Origin of the sequence: Marinimicrobium koreense, from assembly GCF_003762925.1 — a bacterium.
In the GTDB taxonomy this organism is placed as follows: domain Bacteria; phylum Pseudomonadota; class Gammaproteobacteria; order Pseudomonadales; family Cellvibrionaceae; genus Marinimicrobium; species Marinimicrobium koreense.
Genome location: NZ_RJUK01000001.1, coordinates 2,898,510 through 2,916,996, shown reverse-complemented (window position 1 = coordinate 2,916,996; position 18,487 = coordinate 2,898,510). Strand labels below are relative to the sequence as shown.

Genomic DNA, 18,487 nt, shown 5'->3' with positions numbered 1-18,487 from the left:
TTTACCACCAGACGCTGTACAGCGCGACCAGGATCAGAACCACACCGATGCTCAACACATTGAAGCTGGTACGGGTGCTGAAATCGATGTTGTCCAGGTGAATGGCATTGCTTTGCTCTTTGGCACCGCTGATCAGGGTAATCACGACGGCCAGCACCACACAGGCAATAAACACGATACCCACCCGATCAATAAACGGCAGGCCGGGCATGAACTTCCAGAACAGCGCGGAGAGCACGACCGAGGCAATGGCCGCGACCAGTGCTGACGTCGCGGTTGCGCGCTTCCAGAAAAAGCCCAGCAGGAAGATCGTGACGATACCCGGAGTGAAGAAACCGGTGAATTCCTGAATAAACTGGAACGCCTGGGGGAAGTTACCCAGCAGCGGGCGGGCGATGATCACGGCAATCAACATCGCCAGGCAGGCGACGGAGCGGCCAATAATGACCTTTTTATGCTCGGTGGCGTTCTGGTTGATCATCTTGCTGTAGATGTCCATCGTGAAGATGGTGGAGATACTGTTCACCATGGAACCCAGGGACGAGGCAATCGCGGCCACCAGGGCGGCGAAGGTGATGCCGAGCAGGCCTTGCGGTACCAGCTTCATCATTTCCGGGTACGCCTGGTCCGGCTGGGCCAGATCCGGCTTGAGCATGGCCGCGGCCATACCGGGCAGCACCACAATCAGTGGCATCAGGATTTTCAGGTAGGCGGCAAAGGCGATACCCTTCTGCGCTTCGGCCAGGCTCTTGGCAGCCAGGGTGCGCTGGGTGATGTACTGGTTAAAGCCCCAGTAAGACAGGTTCATGATCCACAGGCCACCGACCAGCACGGAAATGCCCGGCAGGCTGATGTAGTGTTCGTTGCTCGGGTCCAGAATCATGTCGAACTTCTCGGGAATCTCCGCCAGCATGATGGAGAAGCCCTGGAAAGCACCGGAACCACCGGCATTTTCGGCGATCTGGTCCAGCGCCAGGAAGGACACCATCAGGCCGCCGATGATCAGCAGCACCACCTGGATGATGTCGGTCAGCGCGACCGCCTTGAGGCCACCGTAGATGGAGTAACCGATGGAGAACACCGCCAGGAAGCTCAGGCCATAGACCAGATCCAGCCCGGTGATGGCATTGATTGCCAGGGCACCGAGCCACAGAATGGAAGTCAGGTTCACAAAGGTATAGAGGGCAAGCCAGAAAATCGCCATGACCGTGCGCACCCGGCTGTCATAGCGCTGCTCCAGAAACTGGGGCATGGTGCTGATGCCTTTCTCCAGGAAGATCGGCAGGAAGTACTTACCGATGATCAACAGGGTGATGGCTGCCATCCACTCGTAGGAGGCGATGCCCAGGCCGATGGCGAAGCCAGAGCCGGACATACCGATGATCTGCTCGGCGGAAATGTTCGCCGCAATCAGCGAGGCGCCAATGGCCCACCAAGGCAAGGATTTACCCGCCAGAAAGTAGTCCGTGGAGTTTTTTTCGTGGCCGGCTTTTTCCCGGGAAACCCACCAGGCAATGCCGACCAGCAGCACGCAGTAAACGGCAAAGGTGGTTATATCAAGTGGTGACAAGCTCATGTTGCACTCCATATTATGTGATTATTGTCCGGCGGGTGCGGTGTGGACGCCCCTACGCCCGCTTCGCCGCCCTGCGTTCTATTGGGAGGTACGCCGAAGAGTATTGCCGATGAATGCACGGATTCCGCCGGAATTTTTCGAGCGGCTATTATGCGGATAATCCGCATCGACTGCGAGTGCCGATGTAGGGATTTCAGGGGGAAAAGTGGGAATTGGGTGTGTTTACGGCGGATGGTTAGGTTGGTGAGCGGCGGATGCGGCATCCGTAGGGCGGATAAGCAAAGCGCATCCGCTGCTTGCCAAACTACAACCGCCCACCGTCGATCACGAACTTCTGGCCGGTGATCATCCGGGCGTCGTCCGAGGCGAGAAACAGGGTCAAGTTGGCGACATCTTCCGGCAGAATCCGCTCCTTCAGGCACACCTGATCCATCCACCAGGCTTCCGCCTCCGGCGTGAGCCACTTGTTGAGCTGGCGCTCTGTGATCACCCAGCCGGGCACAATCGCGTTCACCCGGATCTTGTCCGAGCCGAAATCCCGGGCCAGGGACTTGGTCAGCCCCAGCAGGGCCGCCTTGGCGGTGTTGTAACTGGGCAGCTTGCTCGGCCCGAACAGAGCGTTGATGGAACTGAAATTGATGATCACCCCGCCGCCCTGCCGGGCCATCAGGGGCTGGATCGTCTGGGCGGCGAAAAACGCCGGGTGCAGGTTGACCGCCAGACTGTTGTACCAGGCCTGCTCAGACAGATAACGGGGGTCGTAGCGCTGATCATTGGCGACGTTGTTCACCAGTACGGTGAAGTCGCCACACTGATCCGCGAGGGCGCGAATGGCGGCGCGCAGCTCGTCGATTCGGGTGACATCGCAGCGGCGGAATACCACCTGGGCGTCGTGTTCGGCACGCACCCGCTCGGCCAGCTCATTCCCCGCCTCTTCATTGAGGTCGACGAAGGCGACATTGCTGCCCTGGGCGGCAAAGGCCTCGACCAGGCAAGCGCCTATTCCGGTCGCCCCGCCGGTAATGAATACCGAGCGGTGAGCAAGACTGGCATAGCGGGTGTATTCAGTCATTAATGCGATTCCCGGTCCACCTGGTCGCCGCTGGCGCCCCTCAAAAAGTCCAGGTCGACGCCCTGATCGGCCTGGAGCACGGTATCAATATATAACTTGGCATAGCCGCGAGTGTATTCTGACTCCGGCCGACTATCCTGCCATTCGGCCAGCCGTTGCGCCAGCTCGGCGTCGCTGATCCTGAGCGATAGACTACGGTTTTTGCCACTGAATGCAATCTCATCGCCATCACGCACCACGGCCAAGGGGCCCCCGGCACTGGATTCGGGCGCAACGTGGAGAATCACCGAGCCGAACGCGGTTCCGCTCATACGCGCATCCGAGATACGCAGCATGTCCCGCACGCCCTTTTCGAGCAGTTTTTTCGGTAGGGCCATATTGCCCACTTCCGGCATGCCGGGGTAGCCCTTGGGGCCACACCCCTTGAGTACCAGTACCGAGTGTTCGTCCACGTCCAGATCCGGATCGTCGATGCGCGCCTTGTAGTCCTCGATGCTCTCGAACACCACAGCCCGCCCGGTGTGTTCCAACAGCGCGGGAGTCGCCGCGTTGGGCTTGATGATGGCCCCCTTGGGGCACAGGTTGCCCTTGAGCACCCAGATGCCAGAATCCGGATTGACCGGATTGTCCAGCGTTCGAATGATGTCGTCATTGTAACATTGCGCGTCCGCAATCTGGTCCCCAAGGGCAACACCCGAGACGGTCACCGCATCGGTGTGCAACCTGTCCTTGATACGCGCCATGACGGCAGGCAGGCCACCGGCGTAGTGGAAATCCTCCATCAGGAAACGCCCCGAGGGCATCAGGTCCACCAGCAGCGGAATGTCCCGGCTGAGCCGGTCGAAATCATCCAGTGCCAGCTCGATCCCCAGCCGCCCGGCAATGGCCAGCAGGTGCACCACCGCGTTGGTGGACCCGCCAATGGCGGCATTGACCACAATCGCGTTTTCCAGCGCTTCCCGGGTCAGGATGTCGGCGAGGCGGACATCCTGCTTCACCAGCTCGACAATGCGCCGCCCGGTGAGGTGCGCCAGCGCCTGACGGCGGGCATCCACAGCGGGGAGCGTACCGTTCAAGGGCAGGCTCAGCCCCATGGCCTCGGTCAGGCTGGACACGGTGGAGGCGGTGCCCATGGTCATGCATACGCCCCGGCTGCGGGACATGCCGCTTTCGGCGGCGATGAAATCATCAATGCTCATCAGCCCGGCGCGTACCGCCTCGGAGTACTTCCAGACATCCGTGCCCGAGCCAATGTCCTGGCCGCGGAATTTGCCGTTGAGCATGGGGCCGGAGGACACCACCATGGTCGGGAGATTGACGCTGGCGGCGCCCATGATCTGGGCCGGGGTGGTTTTGTCACAGCCCCCAAGCAGCACCACCCCATCAATCGGGTTGCCGCGAATGGACTCTTCCACTTCCATGGCCAGCAGATTGCGAAACAGCATGGCGGTCGGGCGCATCTGGGTTTCCCCCAGGCTCATGGCGGGAAACTCCAGGGGCAACCCGCCGGCTTCCCAGACGCCGCGTTTGACGTACTCGGCCAGCTCCCGCAGACCACTGTTACAGGGGGTGAGCTCCGACCAGGTATTGCAGATGCCGATCACCGGCCGACCGTCGAACACATGATCCGGCAGCCCCTGATTTTTCATCCAGGAGCGATGGATAAAACCGTCCTTATCCAGTTTGCCGTAGCTCTGTGTGCTGCGCCGGGGCTTGCCCGGCGTGTCGGAATCAGACATGGGGGAGGGTTCCTGCAGACATGAAAATCAGGCGGTTTCGGTGCGGCGAGCCGCAATCGCGGCGTCGATCAGGTGGAGCGCTTCCTCCAACAGGGCAACAGCAGCCTTGCCCGCGCCCTCCACATCACCGCGCGCAATCGCCTCGTACACCGTCCGATGGTCGGCTTCGCTGGCCACGGTAACGCCTTTCATCTGATTGGTGGAGGCGATACTGACGCGCAGCGCGGTCTGAATGAAATTGCGCAGCTGAATGAAGAAGCGGTTTTCGCTGGCCAAAAGAATAGCCGAGTGGAAGGCAATGTCCGCCTCCAGGGGGTCATCGTTGCCCCGTTCGGCGGCTTCCATGCGCAAGAGCGCTTTTTCGATATCGGCAATCCGCTCCCGGTTCTGCTTCCGGGCGGCGAGAATGGCCGCTTCGGGCTCGATGCCGATGCGCAGCTCGGTGAACTCGCGCAGCAGCGACAGGGAGGGGCGGCTGCTCAGGGTCCACTCCAGAACGTCCTCGTCAAACATGTTCCAGCGATGGTTGGGTTGCACCCGAATGCCCTGGCGGGGCCGGGAGGAAATCAGCCCCTTGGCGGTGAGCATTTTCACCGCTTCACGCACTACGCTGCGACTGATATCAAACTGCTCGCACAAGTCCGCCTCGGTGGGCAGGGGATCATTGACACTGTACTCCCCGCGCACAATGGCTGCGCCCAGTTGGTAGGTCACCTGATGGGTCAGGTTGCGGCCGCCCTCTAGTCTGCTCATTACCTTGCTCGCTGTGGTTGGAAAGCCGGATATACGCGCCGACGCGCCTTACCGACCATAAATGCTATTTATCTTACAGCAAAGCCGACAGGGCTTACGCCCCTTTTTTGGCAGACAGGCTCCGGCGCAGCGCGGTAATCACCGGGACCACTTCCGGGCGCACCTGGCGCCAGAGATAGAAGGACTCCGCCGCCTGTCCCACCAGCATGCCCAGGCCATCGGTCAGTCGGGCAGCGCCGTGGGCTTCGGCCCACTGCAGAAACAGTGTCGGTTCGGCGGCGTACATCATGTCGTAACAGGCAGCACCCTCGGCCAGCAGCTCCTCGGGCAGGGGCGGCAGTTCGCCGCCGAAGCCGGCGGAGGTGCCATTGATCACCAGGTCAAACTGACGTCCGCTCAAGGCCTCGTACCCCAACGGTTCAATCACGCCCAGGTCGGCAAACCCTTTGGCCAGTTGCTCGGCCTTGTGCACGGTGCGGTTGGCGATGGTCAGTGAGCCGGGTTCCTGCTCCATCAGCGGTTGAAGTACGCCGCGCACCGCCCCCCCGGCACCCAGGATCAGCACCCGCTTGCCAGCTATCTCCCAGCCGAGGTTGTGCATGTCGTTTACCATGCCGATCCCATCGGTGGTGTCGCCCAGCAGGGTACCGTCCGCTCGCTTTACCAGGGTGTTCACCGCACCGGCGCGGCGGGCACGCGGTGTCAGGCGGGCCGCATAACCATAGGCGGCCAGTTTGTCCGGGGCGGTGATGTTCAGGCCTTTGCCGCCACTGGCGAAAAACGCATCGGCGGCCTGCTCGAAGTCTTTTTCGGCCACCTGTTGTTTGGTGTAGGCGATATCTTCCCCGGTCTGCTCGGCAAACTGACGGTGGATATAGGGGGACTTACTCTGGGCGATGGGATCGCCGAATACGGCGTAAGCGTCTGTCATACAACCTTCCAGCTATTGTTATTCGATCCAGTCTCTGGCCTGCAGATAGTGCTCTGTGAGCGCCGCTTCGGCGCTGCCCGGCTCCGGCTGCCAGTCGTAATCCCAGCGCACCAGGGGCGGCAGAGACATCAGTATCGACTCCGTGCGCCCCCCGGTCTGCAGACCAAAGAGAGTGCCGCGATCATACACCAAATTGAATTCCACATAACGCCCTCGCCGGTAAAGCTGGAAGTTGCGCTCGCGTTCGCCGTATTCGGTGTCCTTGCGCCGGGCGAGGATCGGGCGGTAGGCGGGCAGGTAGCTGTCGCCCACGGCGCGCATCACCGCGAAGCTGCGCTCGAAGCCCAGTTCATTGAAGTCGTCGAAGAACAGGCCGCCAACACCCCGGGGTTCGTCGCGATGTTTCAGGAAAAAGTAGTCATCGCACCATTTCTTGAAAAACGGGTAGAGGTTGTCGCCGTGGGGGTCCAGAGCCTCTTTGGCGGTGCGGTGCCAGTGACGGCAGTCGTTGTCGTTGCCGTAGTAGGGGGTCAGGTCGTAACCGCCCCCGAACCACCAGACGGGTTCGGCGCCGGGTTTTTCGGCGATAAAGAAGCGCACGTTGGCGTGGCTGGTGGGGGCGTAAGGGTTGTTGGGGTGGATGACCAGGGATACGCCCATGGCTTCGAAGGAGCGCCCGGCCAGTTCGGGCCGGTGGGCGGTCGCCGAGGCGGGCATCTGGTCGCCAAAGACGTGGGAGAAGTTGACGCCGCCTTTTTCGATGGCGTTGCCTTCGGTCAGCACCCGGGAGCGGCCACCGCCGCCCTGTTCGCGCTGCCATTGGTCCTGTATGAACCGGGCACCGCCGTCTTCGGTTTCCAGTTCGGCGCAGATGCGGTCCTGGAGTCCGAGCAGGTAGTCTTTGACGGCCTGTTTGTCGGGGGCGGTATCTGTGGGCATGGGGGCGTCTCGTGGTGCTAATGAAGAGCGCTATTGTACGCGTCCAGGCCCAAGGAGGCGAAACTCATGGCCAGAGTGATCTAAACTGGGTTATGGTCGAACCATTCGTAACTAAGCACTAAAACGTTCACCACCGGGTTTGCGTGGAATTACCGGTTGGAGACCCGCCGTGAATCCATCCCTGGAGGCTTCTCGTCGGCTCCCTGCCTCCGAGAGTCTCCAACCGGTAATTCCACGCAAACCCTCCGTGCCACATTCTGCGTACTGTACGTGGTCTGCGTAGGGCGGGTAAGCGGAGCGCACCCGCCGTTACCCAAACCATATGCTCCTCCCAACGCGACTAAAACTCGGTAACTTGGAGGTAAAATCATGCCCCACCCCAACTTCAACCGCCGCCGCTTCCTGCAAGGCCTCGGCGCCTCAACCGCCCTGCTCTCGTCCGGCTGGTCCCCCCACCTACTGGGCAATCCCTCCCGCAAGCTGGGCGTCGCCCTGGTCGGTCTCGGTGGCTACAGCACCAACCAGCTCGCGCCGGCACTGCAACTGACCCAGCACTGTGAGTTGCGCGGGATTGTCACCGGTAGCCCGGAGAAGATTCCGGTATGGCAGGAAAAATACGGTATCAAGGACGCCAATGTGTACAACTACGAGAACATGCACGCCATCGCCGATAACCCGGATATTGATGTGATTTACGTGGTGACGCCCACGAGTCTGCATAGGAAGTTTTCGGTGATCGGCGCCAATGCGGGGAAGCATGTGTGGTGCGAGAAGCCGATGGCGATGGATGAGGCGGAGTGTCAGGAGATTATTGATGCCTGCCGTGAAAACAATGTGAAGCTGAGCATCGGCTACCGGATGCAGCATGAGCCGAATACCCAGACGGTGATGCAGTTTGCCAAGGACAAACCCTACGGGGCGATCGAGCGCATTGAAGCTGTGGCGGCTTATTCCGGTGGCGAAAATCGCTCGCCGGACAACTGGCGGATGCGCGCCGATATGGGCGGTGGGGCCATGTACGATATGGGCGTCTACCCGCTTAACGGGTCGCGTTACGCGGCGGGGGTAGAGCCCATTGCGGTATCCGGCCGCCATGAGATTACCCACCCGGAGGTGTTTACCGAGGTGGATTCCACGACGCACTTTACCCTGGAGTTTCCGGGCGGCGCGGTGGCCGAGTGTATGACCAGTTTTGTGAAGCCAGGTAATAAGCTGGAGGTGACCTGCGCGGAGGGTTCCTATTACCTGCGGCCCATGTCCAATTACAACGGTGTGCAGGGAGCGACCAGCGATGGTAGGAAGCTGGACAAACCCATCGCCAATCAACAAGCCGCACAGATGGACGACGATGCCAGGGCCATTTTGCAGGATATGCCGGTCATGGTGCCCGGCGAGGAGGGCTTGCGGGATATTCGCATTGTCCAGGCGATTTTCAAGTCCGCCCGGGAGGATGGTAAGCGGATTGAGTTGTAGCGATTAGGTGAATGGATTGGGTGACGGCGGGTCCGTTTCGTTGGCACAACAGGCCGCGTAGGGCGGGTAAGGCCAACGGCCGCACCCGCCATCACCCAAATGTTTACGGCAACTCCCGCAACTTGATATTACGGAACCACACCGGGTCATCGTGATCCTGGAGAACCACATGCCCCTCCGGGGTCGTCGCAAAGGCCTCCCAGTCTGCAAACTTGCTCTCGGCGATCATCGCCTCCCATTCCGGAGTGCCCATCTCGGCTTCCACCACTTTAAAGCCATTGAGCCAGTGCTCGATCCGCCCGTTATCCACCACCAGACGGGTGCGGTTCCACTCGCCGGCCGGATTCACGGTGACCGGCGTGGCGGCAATCAGGTCATAAAGATCGGCGGCCCGATGGGTGTAGATCTCACTGTCCGGGTGGCCGATATTATCCAGTAGTTGATACTCCGGGCCACTCATATAGGGCGCCTCCAGCTCCGGCGACTCATCCACGCTGTAGATGATGCCGCTGTTGCCGTTGCGCGCCAGCTTCCACTCCAAGTACAGCTCGAAGCTGGTCAGCGGTTCGTCGGTGATCACCAGATCCCCACCGGAGCGACCATCGTTGGCCTGCATATGCAAGGCACCATCGTCTATGACCCAGCGCTCCCCCAGGGTATCGGCGTTGTAGTTGCGCAAGCCGTTGAGGGTTTTGCCATCAAAGAGCAGCTTCCAGCCTTCGGCCTGCTCGATCTCGGTCAGTTGATTGTGCTCGGGCTGACGACCCTCGAGCGCCACCGGTTGGTCTTCCGGAATGGCGTTGAGGGTGTACCAGGCTTCCGTGGTCCACAGGCTGTTGTCGGTCTCACTGACAAAGGGCCGGGCGATGCGGAAATACACCACATGGTCGGGCTTGAGTCCGCCGAGCTTGAAGCTCACCCGCTTGCGGTCCTCCGACAGGGCAAAGCCCTCCACCGGCAACTCGGTGACGTTCTTTTTCGGACCGCCATACTCGGCGGTGGGCTCGTAATACCACTGAAGAATCTCAAAATCTTCGGGGCTGATATTCTGGCCCACCTTCACCGGCTCGGTAAACTCGATCACAAAGCCGTCGGAGCGGGCGCTGACGCTGAGCATCTCAAAGGCGGTCTCGCCGTTGTAGACCAGACGTTCCAGTCCGTACCACTGTTTTTCACCATCGGCCCAGTTGCCCGGGTTGCCGACACCACCGACGATCAGTGAACCATCCGGCGCCCAGTCGAGGCGGTTGACGCCGGCTTCCAGCCCCTGGATAAAGCGGAACACGGCGCCCTGCAGACGGCCGTTCACCCGCTCGGCGTACACCCGTTTGATGCCGCCGTGGGTCACTTCGCCGTGGATCATCTGGTTCTGGTAGGGGCCGACGTTCAGCGGCGCCGGCTCACTGGGGGAATTGCCGATTTCGTCCTGGGGCAGCCAGACCACCGGTTTGGTTTCGGTCAGGTCGGCGGTGCCCTCGAAGTCCACCGAGCGCGAGCCGTACCAGGCCCCTGGCGTCAGTTCGACGATTTTGCTGGAAGGCAACCAATCGCCCTGGTTATCGGCGATAAACAGCTCGCCGTCCACACCAAAGCCAATGCCGTTCGGCGTGCGCAGGCCCTGGGCAACGAACTCCACCTGCCCGTCGGTTTTACGGATTTTGATGGCCTTGCCACGATCCGGCGCCTGGGGGTCGGCGCTGGCACCGCCAGAGAGAATCGCCGTGGCCAGAGTGCCGTAGAAGTGGCCGTCCTGGTATTCCAGGCCAAAGGCAAACTCGTGGAAATTGTCGGTCACGGACCAGTCCGCCGATACCGAGTGATAAACGTCGATGATCTCATCGCCATTCACATCTTCAAGACGGGTCAGTTCCTGTTTCTGCAGTACGTAGATATCGCCGTCCACCACCTTCACGCCGAGCGGTTCGGCCAGACCCCGGGCGATACGTTTGACGCTGGCCTGTTCCGGGCCCTGGTCGTAGTCGCTGACGATATACACCGAGCCTTCCGGATCCCAGGTGGTGATGACCATCCGGCCATCGGGCAGAAAATCAATGCCCCCGACCATGGGTTCAAACTCGTCCGGACGGGCCTGGAAGCGATCGAAGGCCGGATGTACACCAGCGACTTTGGTCTGGTCACCGGGAATGGTTTTGACCCGCTCCGGGTCGGTAATCACCGGCACCACGTCCCGGCGATCAGCGGCCTGGATCTGCAACATCTCCGCCGGAATAATTTCAAACTCGCCGGTTTCGGGGTTGCGCCACTGCATCGACAGGGTCGCACCGCCGTGACTCTGGAAGTGGATCACCTCCAGTGCGTGGAGCCCAGGTTCAAGGGTAACGCTGGCATCTTCCGGCTCGGGACCATGGAAGCCCCAGCTGTCGATCAGCAGCTCGTCGTTCAGGTACACCACCGCGCCATCATCACTGATCAGGCGCAGCTCGGTCTCCAGCGTCTCGTCCACTTTCAGGTGGGTTTTTACCTGCAGGGCGAAGCGCAGATCCAGAGGCTTGAACGAGGCCTTGTCCGGGAAGTGAATGCGCGACACCCGGGCCACTTCGGATGGGGCCATGCCACGCAGGCTTTCAATATTGGGTTGATCGCCACTGAAAAGGTGGCGGTATACCAGCGCACCATCTCCCGTGGCCTCGGCCGGGGTCTCAGCCACCAACTCCAGTGTGTCGGTGGCCGGCTGGTCGAGATTCCAGCGGGTTTCTCCCTCCGTTTCTTCCTGCAGGGAGAAGATGTAGTCGACCATCTGCTCAGCATCTTCCCGGCTGAGGTCCGGGTGCGGACTCATGGGCACCTCGCCCCAGTTGCCGGCGCCCCCGAGAATGATCTTTTTAGCCAGCATGGTCCGGTTGTCCGGGGTATTGTCATAGCGTTCGGCAATGGACTGGTAAGAGGGGCCGACCGTCTTGATTTCCGGATTGTGACAGGCAGCGCAATCACTGCCTTCGACCAGTGTCTGGCCGGGGTGATCGCCCTCGCCCGCCTCATCCGGTCGCTCAACCCGGGTCGGGTCGGTAAAGGTGCGCTGTACCCGGGTCACGCCGTTTTTCAGCCGCAGGGTCTGACTGCCCTGCCATTCACCGCTGCCGACCAATGACTGGTCCGCCGCCTCGGCCAGGCCGGTCAGGGTCAAGCCCAGCCCTTTGGGCAGACCATTGACCGCGAACTCACGGGTGATGATCAGGCTCTGCTCCTCCAGCCGGGCGCTGGGCTTTTCCCAGACCGTCGCCTTCCAGCCATCCGCTTCAACGTCGTAACGCAGTGCCAGCTGATCGCCGGAATAACGATGACCGCCATACTGAACGCTGGCCCCTTCGGTCTGCCACCGGGCATCCTGGGTCAGGTAGAGGTCGCCCTCGGAGACGGGCTGGGGGCCGTGTCGGGTATCGAAGACCGCGCCGGTAAAGTGCACCGTGCCCCGCCAGGCCTGGTGCAGGTTGCCGGTTTCCACGTCGTACGCCAGCTTGATGTCATCGGGCTGACGCACGGTCAGCATGCGAGCCCGGTTATCCAGCGTGGAGCGAAAGGCAATCATGTCGCCCTCCAGCGTCGCCGGGCTGGCGGCCTGGAATTCAGGCGCCGGTTCAGTTTTCTGGCAGGCCTGGGTGAGCAGCAGGCTGCCCAGGGCCGTGGCCAGCAATGCGGTGCGATGGAGGGTATAAGGGCGTTTCATGGGGCGCTCCGTTTACGTTATTCGATCGATCGGCGACGCCCGGAGGGAGCGGGCCGAGTTCGGGGAAAGTGGCCGAAAACACCACAATACACCTTTTGCAATCGATTGAATACGTATGCATGGCACTTCCTACAGCGTGCATGGCAGTGCGGGAAGTATCGGCTTTCAAGACCGTGGAGCGCGGGATTCGCGATTCGAGCCTACAGGGATGTATTCACGGCGTGTCTTGAAAGCCGATACTTCCCGCACTGCCACCCTAGATAGCCTGCATAGATTTCAGCGAAGAATGTCCCCGGTGATCAAGTCGCGAATCTGGGAGGGTTGAGTTCGGTTACCGACACGCCCGGGAGTCACATCGTCCAGCCGGTCTTTGAAGTATCGGCGGACCTCCAGGGCGTTACGGGCGGAGGGTTTGCCGGCCGGGTTGGCGGAGGTGGAGACGATCGGGCCGCCGAAGGCGAGGCTTAAGCCCGCGGCCACCGGATGGTCGGTAACCCGCAGCGCCACCGAATCGAAGCGTCCGCTGATCCACTCGGGCACCAGGCCGGCGGTGGGCACCAGCCAGGTCACGGGCCCCGGCCAGGTTTCCTGCAACTGTTGTTGCATTCCTCTATCTAGGCGCTCGACCAGGGGCGCGAACTGTTCGATGCGGGCCGCAACCAGAATCAGACCCTTTTCCCAGGGGCGGCTCTTCAGGGCCAATAGCCGCGCCACCGCCTCGGCATTGTTGGGATCACAACCCAAGCCCCAGACCGCCTCGGTGGGATAGGCGACCACGCCACCAGCGCGCATGCGCTGGGCGGCACGCTGAATGCGGGGGTTAGTGCTCCAGGGAAAAGTGGTACTCATCGGGGGCGAATCCTCTCAACGGGGACATAAAAGGACGTAGTTTACTGAAAAGGCGCCTAATCGCACAGATTTGCCAAGGCCGTACGCTCAAAACCCGCCGCGGTTTCGGTGATCGCGCCCTTCAGTTGCAAACCAATCAGCAGTGCCGACAGCTCCCCCACCTCCAAGTCACTGTCGTCCGCCAGTGAATCAAGATCTCTAGGATCGTGACCCAGCGCTTCGAGCACCCGTTGTTCTTTGTCTGTCAGCTCCAGAGATGCTTCCGACGAGGCGCTGAAAAGATCGCTCTGATACCCCAGGTAACCGCCAAGCTGCTCGACAATATCCCGCGCGGTTTCCACCAGGGTTGCGCCCTCGCGGATCAGGCGGTGACAGCCCCGGGCCAGGGGGTTATGGATGGAGCCGGGGATAGCGAAGACTTCCCGGTTCTGTTGCAGGGCGTAGCGGGCGGTGATCAGGGAGCCGCTTTTGAGGGCGGCCTCCACCACCAGAGTGCCACCACTCAGGCCGCTGATGATCCGGTTGCGCTGGGGAAAGTTCGAAGGCTGGGGACTGGCCCGCAGGGGGAATTCCGATACGACGGCACCGCCGTTGGCGACAATATCTTCCGCCAATTGACGGTGCCGGGCCGGGTAGACGCGATCAATTCCCGTGCCGACCACACCGATGGTAACGCCCTCCACATCCAGGGCGCCGGCATGGGCGAAGCCATCAACCCCCATGGCCAGGCCGCTGGTGATGGCAAAGCCCCGCCCCGCCAGAAAGGCGGCGAACTGGCGGGCATTATCGCGCCCACCTGTGGATGGATTCCGGCTCCCCACCATGGCGATCTGCGGCATGCTCAGGGCGGTCACGGAACCGCGGACAAACAGCAGCGGGGGTGCCCGGCGAATTTCCCGAAGCAGCGGTGGGTAATCTTCATCCTCCAGGCTGAGCACCTGGACTTCGGGATGCTCGGCGAGCCAATCCAGATCCTTTCGCGCACTTCGTGCCAGAGCACAACCACTGGGGTTTCGCTGGTAATCGCCCAGCGCCGCGCAAGCTTCCGGGTCCAGCCAGCCTTTGAGCACGTCGGGGGAGGCTTCAATGACCGCTCCGGCGGAGCCGAAGTGCTCCAGCAGGCGAGCGCGCTTGGCGGCGCCAGCGCCGGGTAGTCGTTGCAATAAAAGATGGGAAAAATGATGTTCTTCCATGAGGTCCTCGTGTCATCCATGAGGCGCGGCCCGGGAGGTGGGCCGCGCGGTCTAACAATCCCAGATCTGATTGAGCCAGGGGTTAAATCAGGGGTTGAGCAGTTTGTCGTTTACGGCCAGCGGACGCTCGGCTTCCAGTACCAGAGCCAGGCTCATTTTTTCAAAGGTGCGGAAAATCATCACCAGGCCGGCACGCTCGTCCGGCAGGGTAATCCGCTCCCCGGTCACGGGGTCGCGGGTGACTTCGCCGCGCTTGTACACCGCCAGCACGTTACCCACCAGCAGCCCTTCGCGATCGCCCTTGTTCACCATGACCACGTCCAGTTTGCCAACCTGGCTAAGGCCGCCTTCAACGGCAAGAATTAGGGCATTGATCTCATCATCCGGAGCACTGGGATAGAAATTGGATTCGATTGTGCGCTCTTCACTGGGCAACAACCGATCTCCCATACGGATTTCTTCCCGAGAGGTCAGCACCTGGACACGGGTAATGTCCTCGTCGGTATTCCCCACGCGAACCGTACCGATGTTCTGCGCGTGAGTGCCCAGATATTCGCCAGTGATCGGGTCGCGGAAGTGCTCCTCTTTGCGGTACACCCCATAATTGGTCATGTCCGTTTCGAAGTCGCCACGCCCGTAGGCGTAATCACCCTCGCCCACAATAATCCGCTTCTCGGGGCCCGCCACCATGTAGGGCGCCGCCTCAAGCTCCTCTTCCGAGACAATCCGGCTGCGCGAGAGGAAGCTGTTGATCCGGTCGAGGGGGATGGTGCTGATGGCCTCGTCGCGGGGCAGCACCCGGACACTCGGACTGAGCTTGGTCTCGCCCGGAGCCAGCTTCACCGGGCGATCCACGGTCAGTCGGGGCTCGCCATCGATGTATACCAGAGAGATGACATCGCCCGGGTAGATCAGGTGAGGGTTCTGAATTTGCTGGTTTACGTGCCAGATTTCCGGCCATAACCAGGGGGTCTGGAGGAATCGGTTGGAAATATCCCAGAGCGTATCGCCCTTCTGGACAATGTATTCGTCCGGATGGTCACTCCGGAACGCGGCCTCGTCCGCCCAACTCAACATGGCGAACAGCGGGACCAGCAGGAGCCCCAGCATCAACTTTTTCATAGAAACCGATCCTGTATTGTTAGGCCCGGGAGTGCATTGGAACCCTTCAGCCCGCTTCAATGATCCCCTGGGGACCCTCGAGGCGTATTGGTACCTATTGAATTAGGGTAAAAAGGCCCATACCGGTTATAATCCTGACACAGAGCTGACAACACGCGTAGCGGCTGTCGTCATTATTGGCGGCGCAAACCCGCGCGCTACCCGAAGCATAGCAAGTAAACGCTGTGCGATCATCATGTTAGCAACGCTTTTTCTTCTTTTACTAGAGGTTTGTCACAAAGATTATGGCGAAACTCGAGATTCTGGAATTTCCCGATCCTCGTCTGCGCACCGTGGCCAAGCCGGTCGCCCAGGTGGACGACCGCACCCGCCAGTTGGTGGACGACATGTTCGAGACCATGTATGCCGCGCCCGGCGTGGGTCTGGCCGCTTCTCAGGTGAATGTGCACGAACGGGTCGTGGTCATCGATGTGAGCGAAGATCAGAGCCAGCCGATGGTGTTCATCAACCCGGAAGTCACGGTGTTGGATGAAGGGACCCTGCGCCCCTATGACGAGGGCTGCCTGTCCATCCCCGGCTTTTACGAGACCGTGGAGCGCCCGGAAAAAGTGCGTGTCAACGCGCTCGATCGTGATGGCAAGCCGTTTGAGCTGGAGCCTGATGGCCTGCTGGCGGTGTGCATTCAGCACGAGCTGGACCACCTGAACGGCAAGCTGTTCGTGGACTACATCTCCCCGGTCAAGCGTCAGCGCATTCGCAAGAAGCTGGAAAAACAACACCGTCTGCGGGCCTGATTGCGGTCCGCCCCAACCTCATCGAGCCTCATGTCCGACTCTGATTCCCCCGGCGGCCTGCGGATTGTCTTCGCAGGCACCCCCGATTTTGCCGCTCATCACCTGCGCACCCTGCTGGCGGGGCCACACCAGTTAGTGGGTGTTTACACACAGCCCGACCGACCCGCCGGGCGAGGCAAGAAGTTGCAGGCCAGCCCGGTCAAAGCCCTGGCCCTGGAGCACCACTTACCGGTATTCCAGCCGGAAACCCTGAAATCCGAGCCGGCCCAGGCCGAGCTGGCCGCCCTGAACGCGGACATCATGGTGGTAGTGGCCTACGGCCTGCTGCTGCCGAAAGCCGTGCTCGACACGCCGCGTCTGGGTTGTATCAATGTGCACGCCTCGCTGTTGCCCCGCTGGCGGGGTGCGGCGCCCATTCAGCGCGCTATTGAGGCCGGCGATGCCGAATCCGGCGTCACCATCATGCAGATGGATGTGGGCCTGGACACCGGCGACATGCTGGTCAAAGCCCACTGCCCCATCGGTCCCGATGACACCGCCGGGGCACTGCACGACCGGCTGGCCGAGCTCGGCGGCCCCGCGCTGATGACAGCTCTGGAACAGTTAGCCCAGGGCTGTGCCCAACCAGAGGCACAGGATGACGCCCAAAGCACCTACGCCCCCAAAATCACCAAGGCCGAAGCGGCGCTGGACTGGGCACGCCCAGCCACCGAGCTGGCCCGACAGGTGCGCGCCTTCAATCCCTTCCCGATCTGCCATACCCGCCGCGCCGAATCGACCGACAGCTTTCGGGTCTGGGAAGCCAGGGCACTCGCTCACGACGGCCCGGAAGCCCCCGGTACCGTGTTGTCTGTAGGCGAAGCCGGTATCGGCGTGGCCTGCGGGGAAGGCCAACTGCAGCTGACCCGCCTGCAATTACCCGGGAAAAAAGCCCTGCCAGTGGCCGAACTGCTGCGCGGCCGGGCCGATCTGTTTACCCCCGGCGAAGTACTTGCCCGACCGGAGCCCGGCGTATGAAGGTGCGCACGGCGGCCGCCAAGTTACTGGCCGACCTGTTGCGCCAGCAGGGCTCCCTGGCGAGCCTTCTGCCCGATTACCAGAGCCGGGTGCCGGAGCGCGACGCCCCGCTGTTACAGGAACTCACTTACGGGACCTGCCGCTGGTATCCGCGCCTGACGGCCTATCTGGGCCAGTTGCTGGACAAGCCACTCAAACCCAAAGACGGGGATGTTCAGGCGCTGCTGCTGCTCGGACTCTACCAACAGTTGTACACCCGTATCCCCGATCATGCGGCGATCGGTGCCACTGTGGAAAGCACCCGAGAACTGAAAAAGCCCTGGGCCAAGGGCCTAGTCAATGGCGTCCTGCGGCGTTTTCAGCGCGAGCGAGAAGCACTGGATGGCGCGCTCGCGAACGATGACCGCTTTATCACCGCCCATCCCAACTGGCTGCTGAAACGCCTGCGCCATCACTGGCCCGAGCAGGCGGAGGCTGTGGTTGCGGCCGATAACGGTCACCCTCCCCTGACCCTTCGGGTGAACCCGGCCTACGCCGCCCGTGAAGATTACCTGGCGCAGTTGCGCGAACAGGACATCGAGGCCAGCCTCACCCCCTTCAGCCCGGTCGGGATCACCCTTCAAACGCCCTGTCAGGTAACGGCCTTACCCGGTTTTGAGGACGGTGGCGTCAGCGTCCAGGACGAAGCGGCCCAGCTCAGTGCCGAACTGCTGGAACTGGCACCCGGACAGCGGGTGCTGGACGCCTGCAGCGCCCCCGGCGGGAAAACCGGACACATACTGGAAACCGAACCGGGCCTGGCCGAGGTGGTCGCCCTGGACAGCGACGCGCGCCGGTTGAACCGGGTGCAGGAGAATCTCGACCGCCTCCGCAAGCAGGCCACCCTGCGCTGCGGCGATGCCGGCCAACCGGACCAATGGTGGGACGGCACCGCCTTCGACCGCATTCTGCTCGATGCCCCCTGCTCGGCCACCGGCATCATCCGGCGTCAGCCGGATATTAAAGTGCTGCGCTCGGCCGCCGACATCGACCGACTGAGTGCTTTGCAGGGGCGCCTTCTTAACGCGCTATGGTCCACCCTGAAGCCCGGCGGCGTGCTGGTCTATGCCACCTGTTCGATTCTGCCGGAGGAAAACACCCGGGTCGTGGAGGCGTTTGTACAGCAACATCCGGACGCCCGGTGCGATACGCTCGAGGTGGACTGGGGGCTCACACAACCCTGCGGTCGCCAGCTTTTACCACAGGACAATGGCCACGACGGTTTCTATTACGCCCGACTGCGCAAGATCGGGGAGAAAAACCACAGCGTTTAAGGCAGAATACGGCTTTCGGTCACACTGCCTG

Annotated in this window: 14 protein-coding genes; 4 read left to right on the top strand and 10 right to left on the bottom strand. The window is 61.5% G+C overall.

Annotated features, from left to right (window positions below; translation table 11 throughout):
* Position 1 precedes the first annotated feature (1 nt).
* The 6 genes from EDC38_RS12540 to hemF form a co-directional block, all read right to left on the bottom strand.
* Complete coding sequence (locus EDC38_RS12540; RefSeq protein ID WP_123638797.1) at positions 2 to 1,576, bottom strand: sodium/sugar symporter; 1,575 nt, start codon at positions 1,574 to 1,576, stop codon at positions 2 to 4.
* Between the two features lie 304 nt (positions 1,577 to 1,880).
* Positions 1,881 to 2,648, bottom strand: coding sequence for an SDR family NAD(P)-dependent oxidoreductase (locus EDC38_RS12535; RefSeq protein WP_024461818.1), 768 nt, complete (start codon positions 2,646 to 2,648; stop codon positions 1,881 to 1,883).
* Positions 2,648 to 4,387: an IlvD/Edd family dehydratase gene (locus tag EDC38_RS12530; RefSeq protein WP_123638796.1), complete on the bottom strand. Its 1,740-nt coding sequence runs from the start codon at positions 4,385 to 4,387 to the stop codon at positions 2,648 to 2,650. Before EDC38_RS12530 ends, EDC38_RS12535 begins: the two co-directional genes overlap by 1 nt.
* Before the next feature lie 27 nt (positions 4,388 to 4,414).
* A complete protein-coding gene (locus EDC38_RS12525) occupies positions 4,415 to 5,140 on the bottom strand; it encodes a FadR/GntR family transcriptional regulator (protein WP_024461816.1) in 726 nt (241 codons plus the stop codon).
* A 94-nt stretch (positions 5,141 to 5,234) separates the two neighbouring features.
* On the bottom strand, positions 5,235 to 6,071 hold the full coding sequence (aroE, locus tag EDC38_RS12520; RefSeq protein ID WP_024461815.1) for a shikimate dehydrogenase: 837 nt from the start codon (positions 6,069 to 6,071) through the stop codon (positions 5,235 to 5,237).
* Between the two features lie 18 nt (positions 6,072 to 6,089).
* Positions 6,090 to 7,010 carry an oxygen-dependent coproporphyrinogen oxidase gene (gene hemF, locus EDC38_RS12515; RefSeq protein ID WP_123638795.1) on the bottom strand — a complete coding sequence of 307 codons (921 nt, stop codon included), beginning with the start codon at positions 7,008 to 7,010 and terminating at the stop codon, positions 6,090 to 6,092.
* A gap of 369 nt (positions 7,011 to 7,379) precedes the next feature.
* Between hemF and EDC38_RS12510 the strand changes: the two genes are divergently transcribed.
* On the top strand, positions 7,380 to 8,483 hold the full coding sequence (locus tag EDC38_RS12510) for a Gfo/Idh/MocA family protein (RefSeq protein ID WP_123638794.1): 1,104 nt from the start codon (positions 7,380 to 7,382) through the stop codon (positions 8,481 to 8,483).
* A gap of 103 nt (positions 8,484 to 8,586) precedes the next feature.
* On the opposite strand, the gene EDC38_RS12505 is transcribed toward EDC38_RS12510, so the two are convergent.
* The 4 genes from EDC38_RS12505 to EDC38_RS12490 form a co-directional block, all read right to left on the bottom strand.
* Positions 8,587 to 12,168 carry a 3-keto-alpha-glucoside-1,2-lyase-like domain-containing protein gene (locus EDC38_RS12505; protein ID WP_123638793.1) on the bottom strand — a complete coding sequence of 1,194 codons (3,582 nt, stop codon included), beginning with the start codon at positions 12,166 to 12,168 and terminating at the stop codon, positions 8,587 to 8,589.
* A 276-nt stretch (positions 12,169 to 12,444) separates the two neighbouring features.
* Entirely contained in the window at positions 12,445 to 13,017 is a 573-nt protein-coding gene (gene tsaC / locus EDC38_RS12500) for an L-threonylcarbamoyladenylate synthase type 1 TsaC (RefSeq protein ID WP_123638792.1), read from the bottom strand.
* A gap of 56 nt (positions 13,018 to 13,073) precedes the next feature.
* A complete protein-coding gene (gene dprA, locus EDC38_RS12495) occupies positions 13,074 to 14,210 on the bottom strand; it encodes a DNA-processing protein DprA (RefSeq protein WP_123638791.1) in 1,137 nt (378 codons plus the stop codon).
* 87 nt (positions 14,211 to 14,297) lie between these two features.
* Positions 14,298 to 15,332 carry a LysM peptidoglycan-binding domain-containing protein gene (locus EDC38_RS12490; RefSeq protein ID WP_123638790.1) on the bottom strand — a complete coding sequence of 345 codons (1,035 nt, stop codon included), beginning with the start codon at positions 15,330 to 15,332 and terminating at the stop codon, positions 14,298 to 14,300.
* A 284-nt stretch (positions 15,333 to 15,616) separates the two neighbouring features.
* On the opposite strand from EDC38_RS12490, the gene def reads away from it, so the two are divergent.
* The 3 genes from def to rsmB are packed head-to-tail and all read left to right on the top strand — an operon-like array spanning position 15,617 to position 18,456.
* On the top strand, positions 15,617 to 16,126 hold the full coding sequence (gene def / locus EDC38_RS12485) for a peptide deformylase (RefSeq protein WP_123638789.1): 510 nt from the start codon (positions 15,617 to 15,619) through the stop codon (positions 16,124 to 16,126).
* A 30-nt stretch (positions 16,127 to 16,156) separates the two neighbouring features.
* A complete protein-coding gene (fmt, locus tag EDC38_RS12480) occupies positions 16,157 to 17,143 on the top strand; it encodes a methionyl-tRNA formyltransferase (protein ID WP_123638788.1) in 987 nt (328 codons plus the stop codon).
* Positions 17,140 to 18,456, top strand: a complete 1,317-nt coding sequence (gene rsmB / locus EDC38_RS12475; RefSeq protein WP_123638787.1) for a 16S rRNA (cytosine(967)-C(5))-methyltransferase RsmB — start codon at positions 17,140 to 17,142, stop codon at positions 18,454 to 18,456. The genes fmt and rsmB overlap by 4 nt, the downstream gene beginning before the upstream one ends.
* Positions 18,457 to 18,487: the final 31 nt, after the last annotated feature.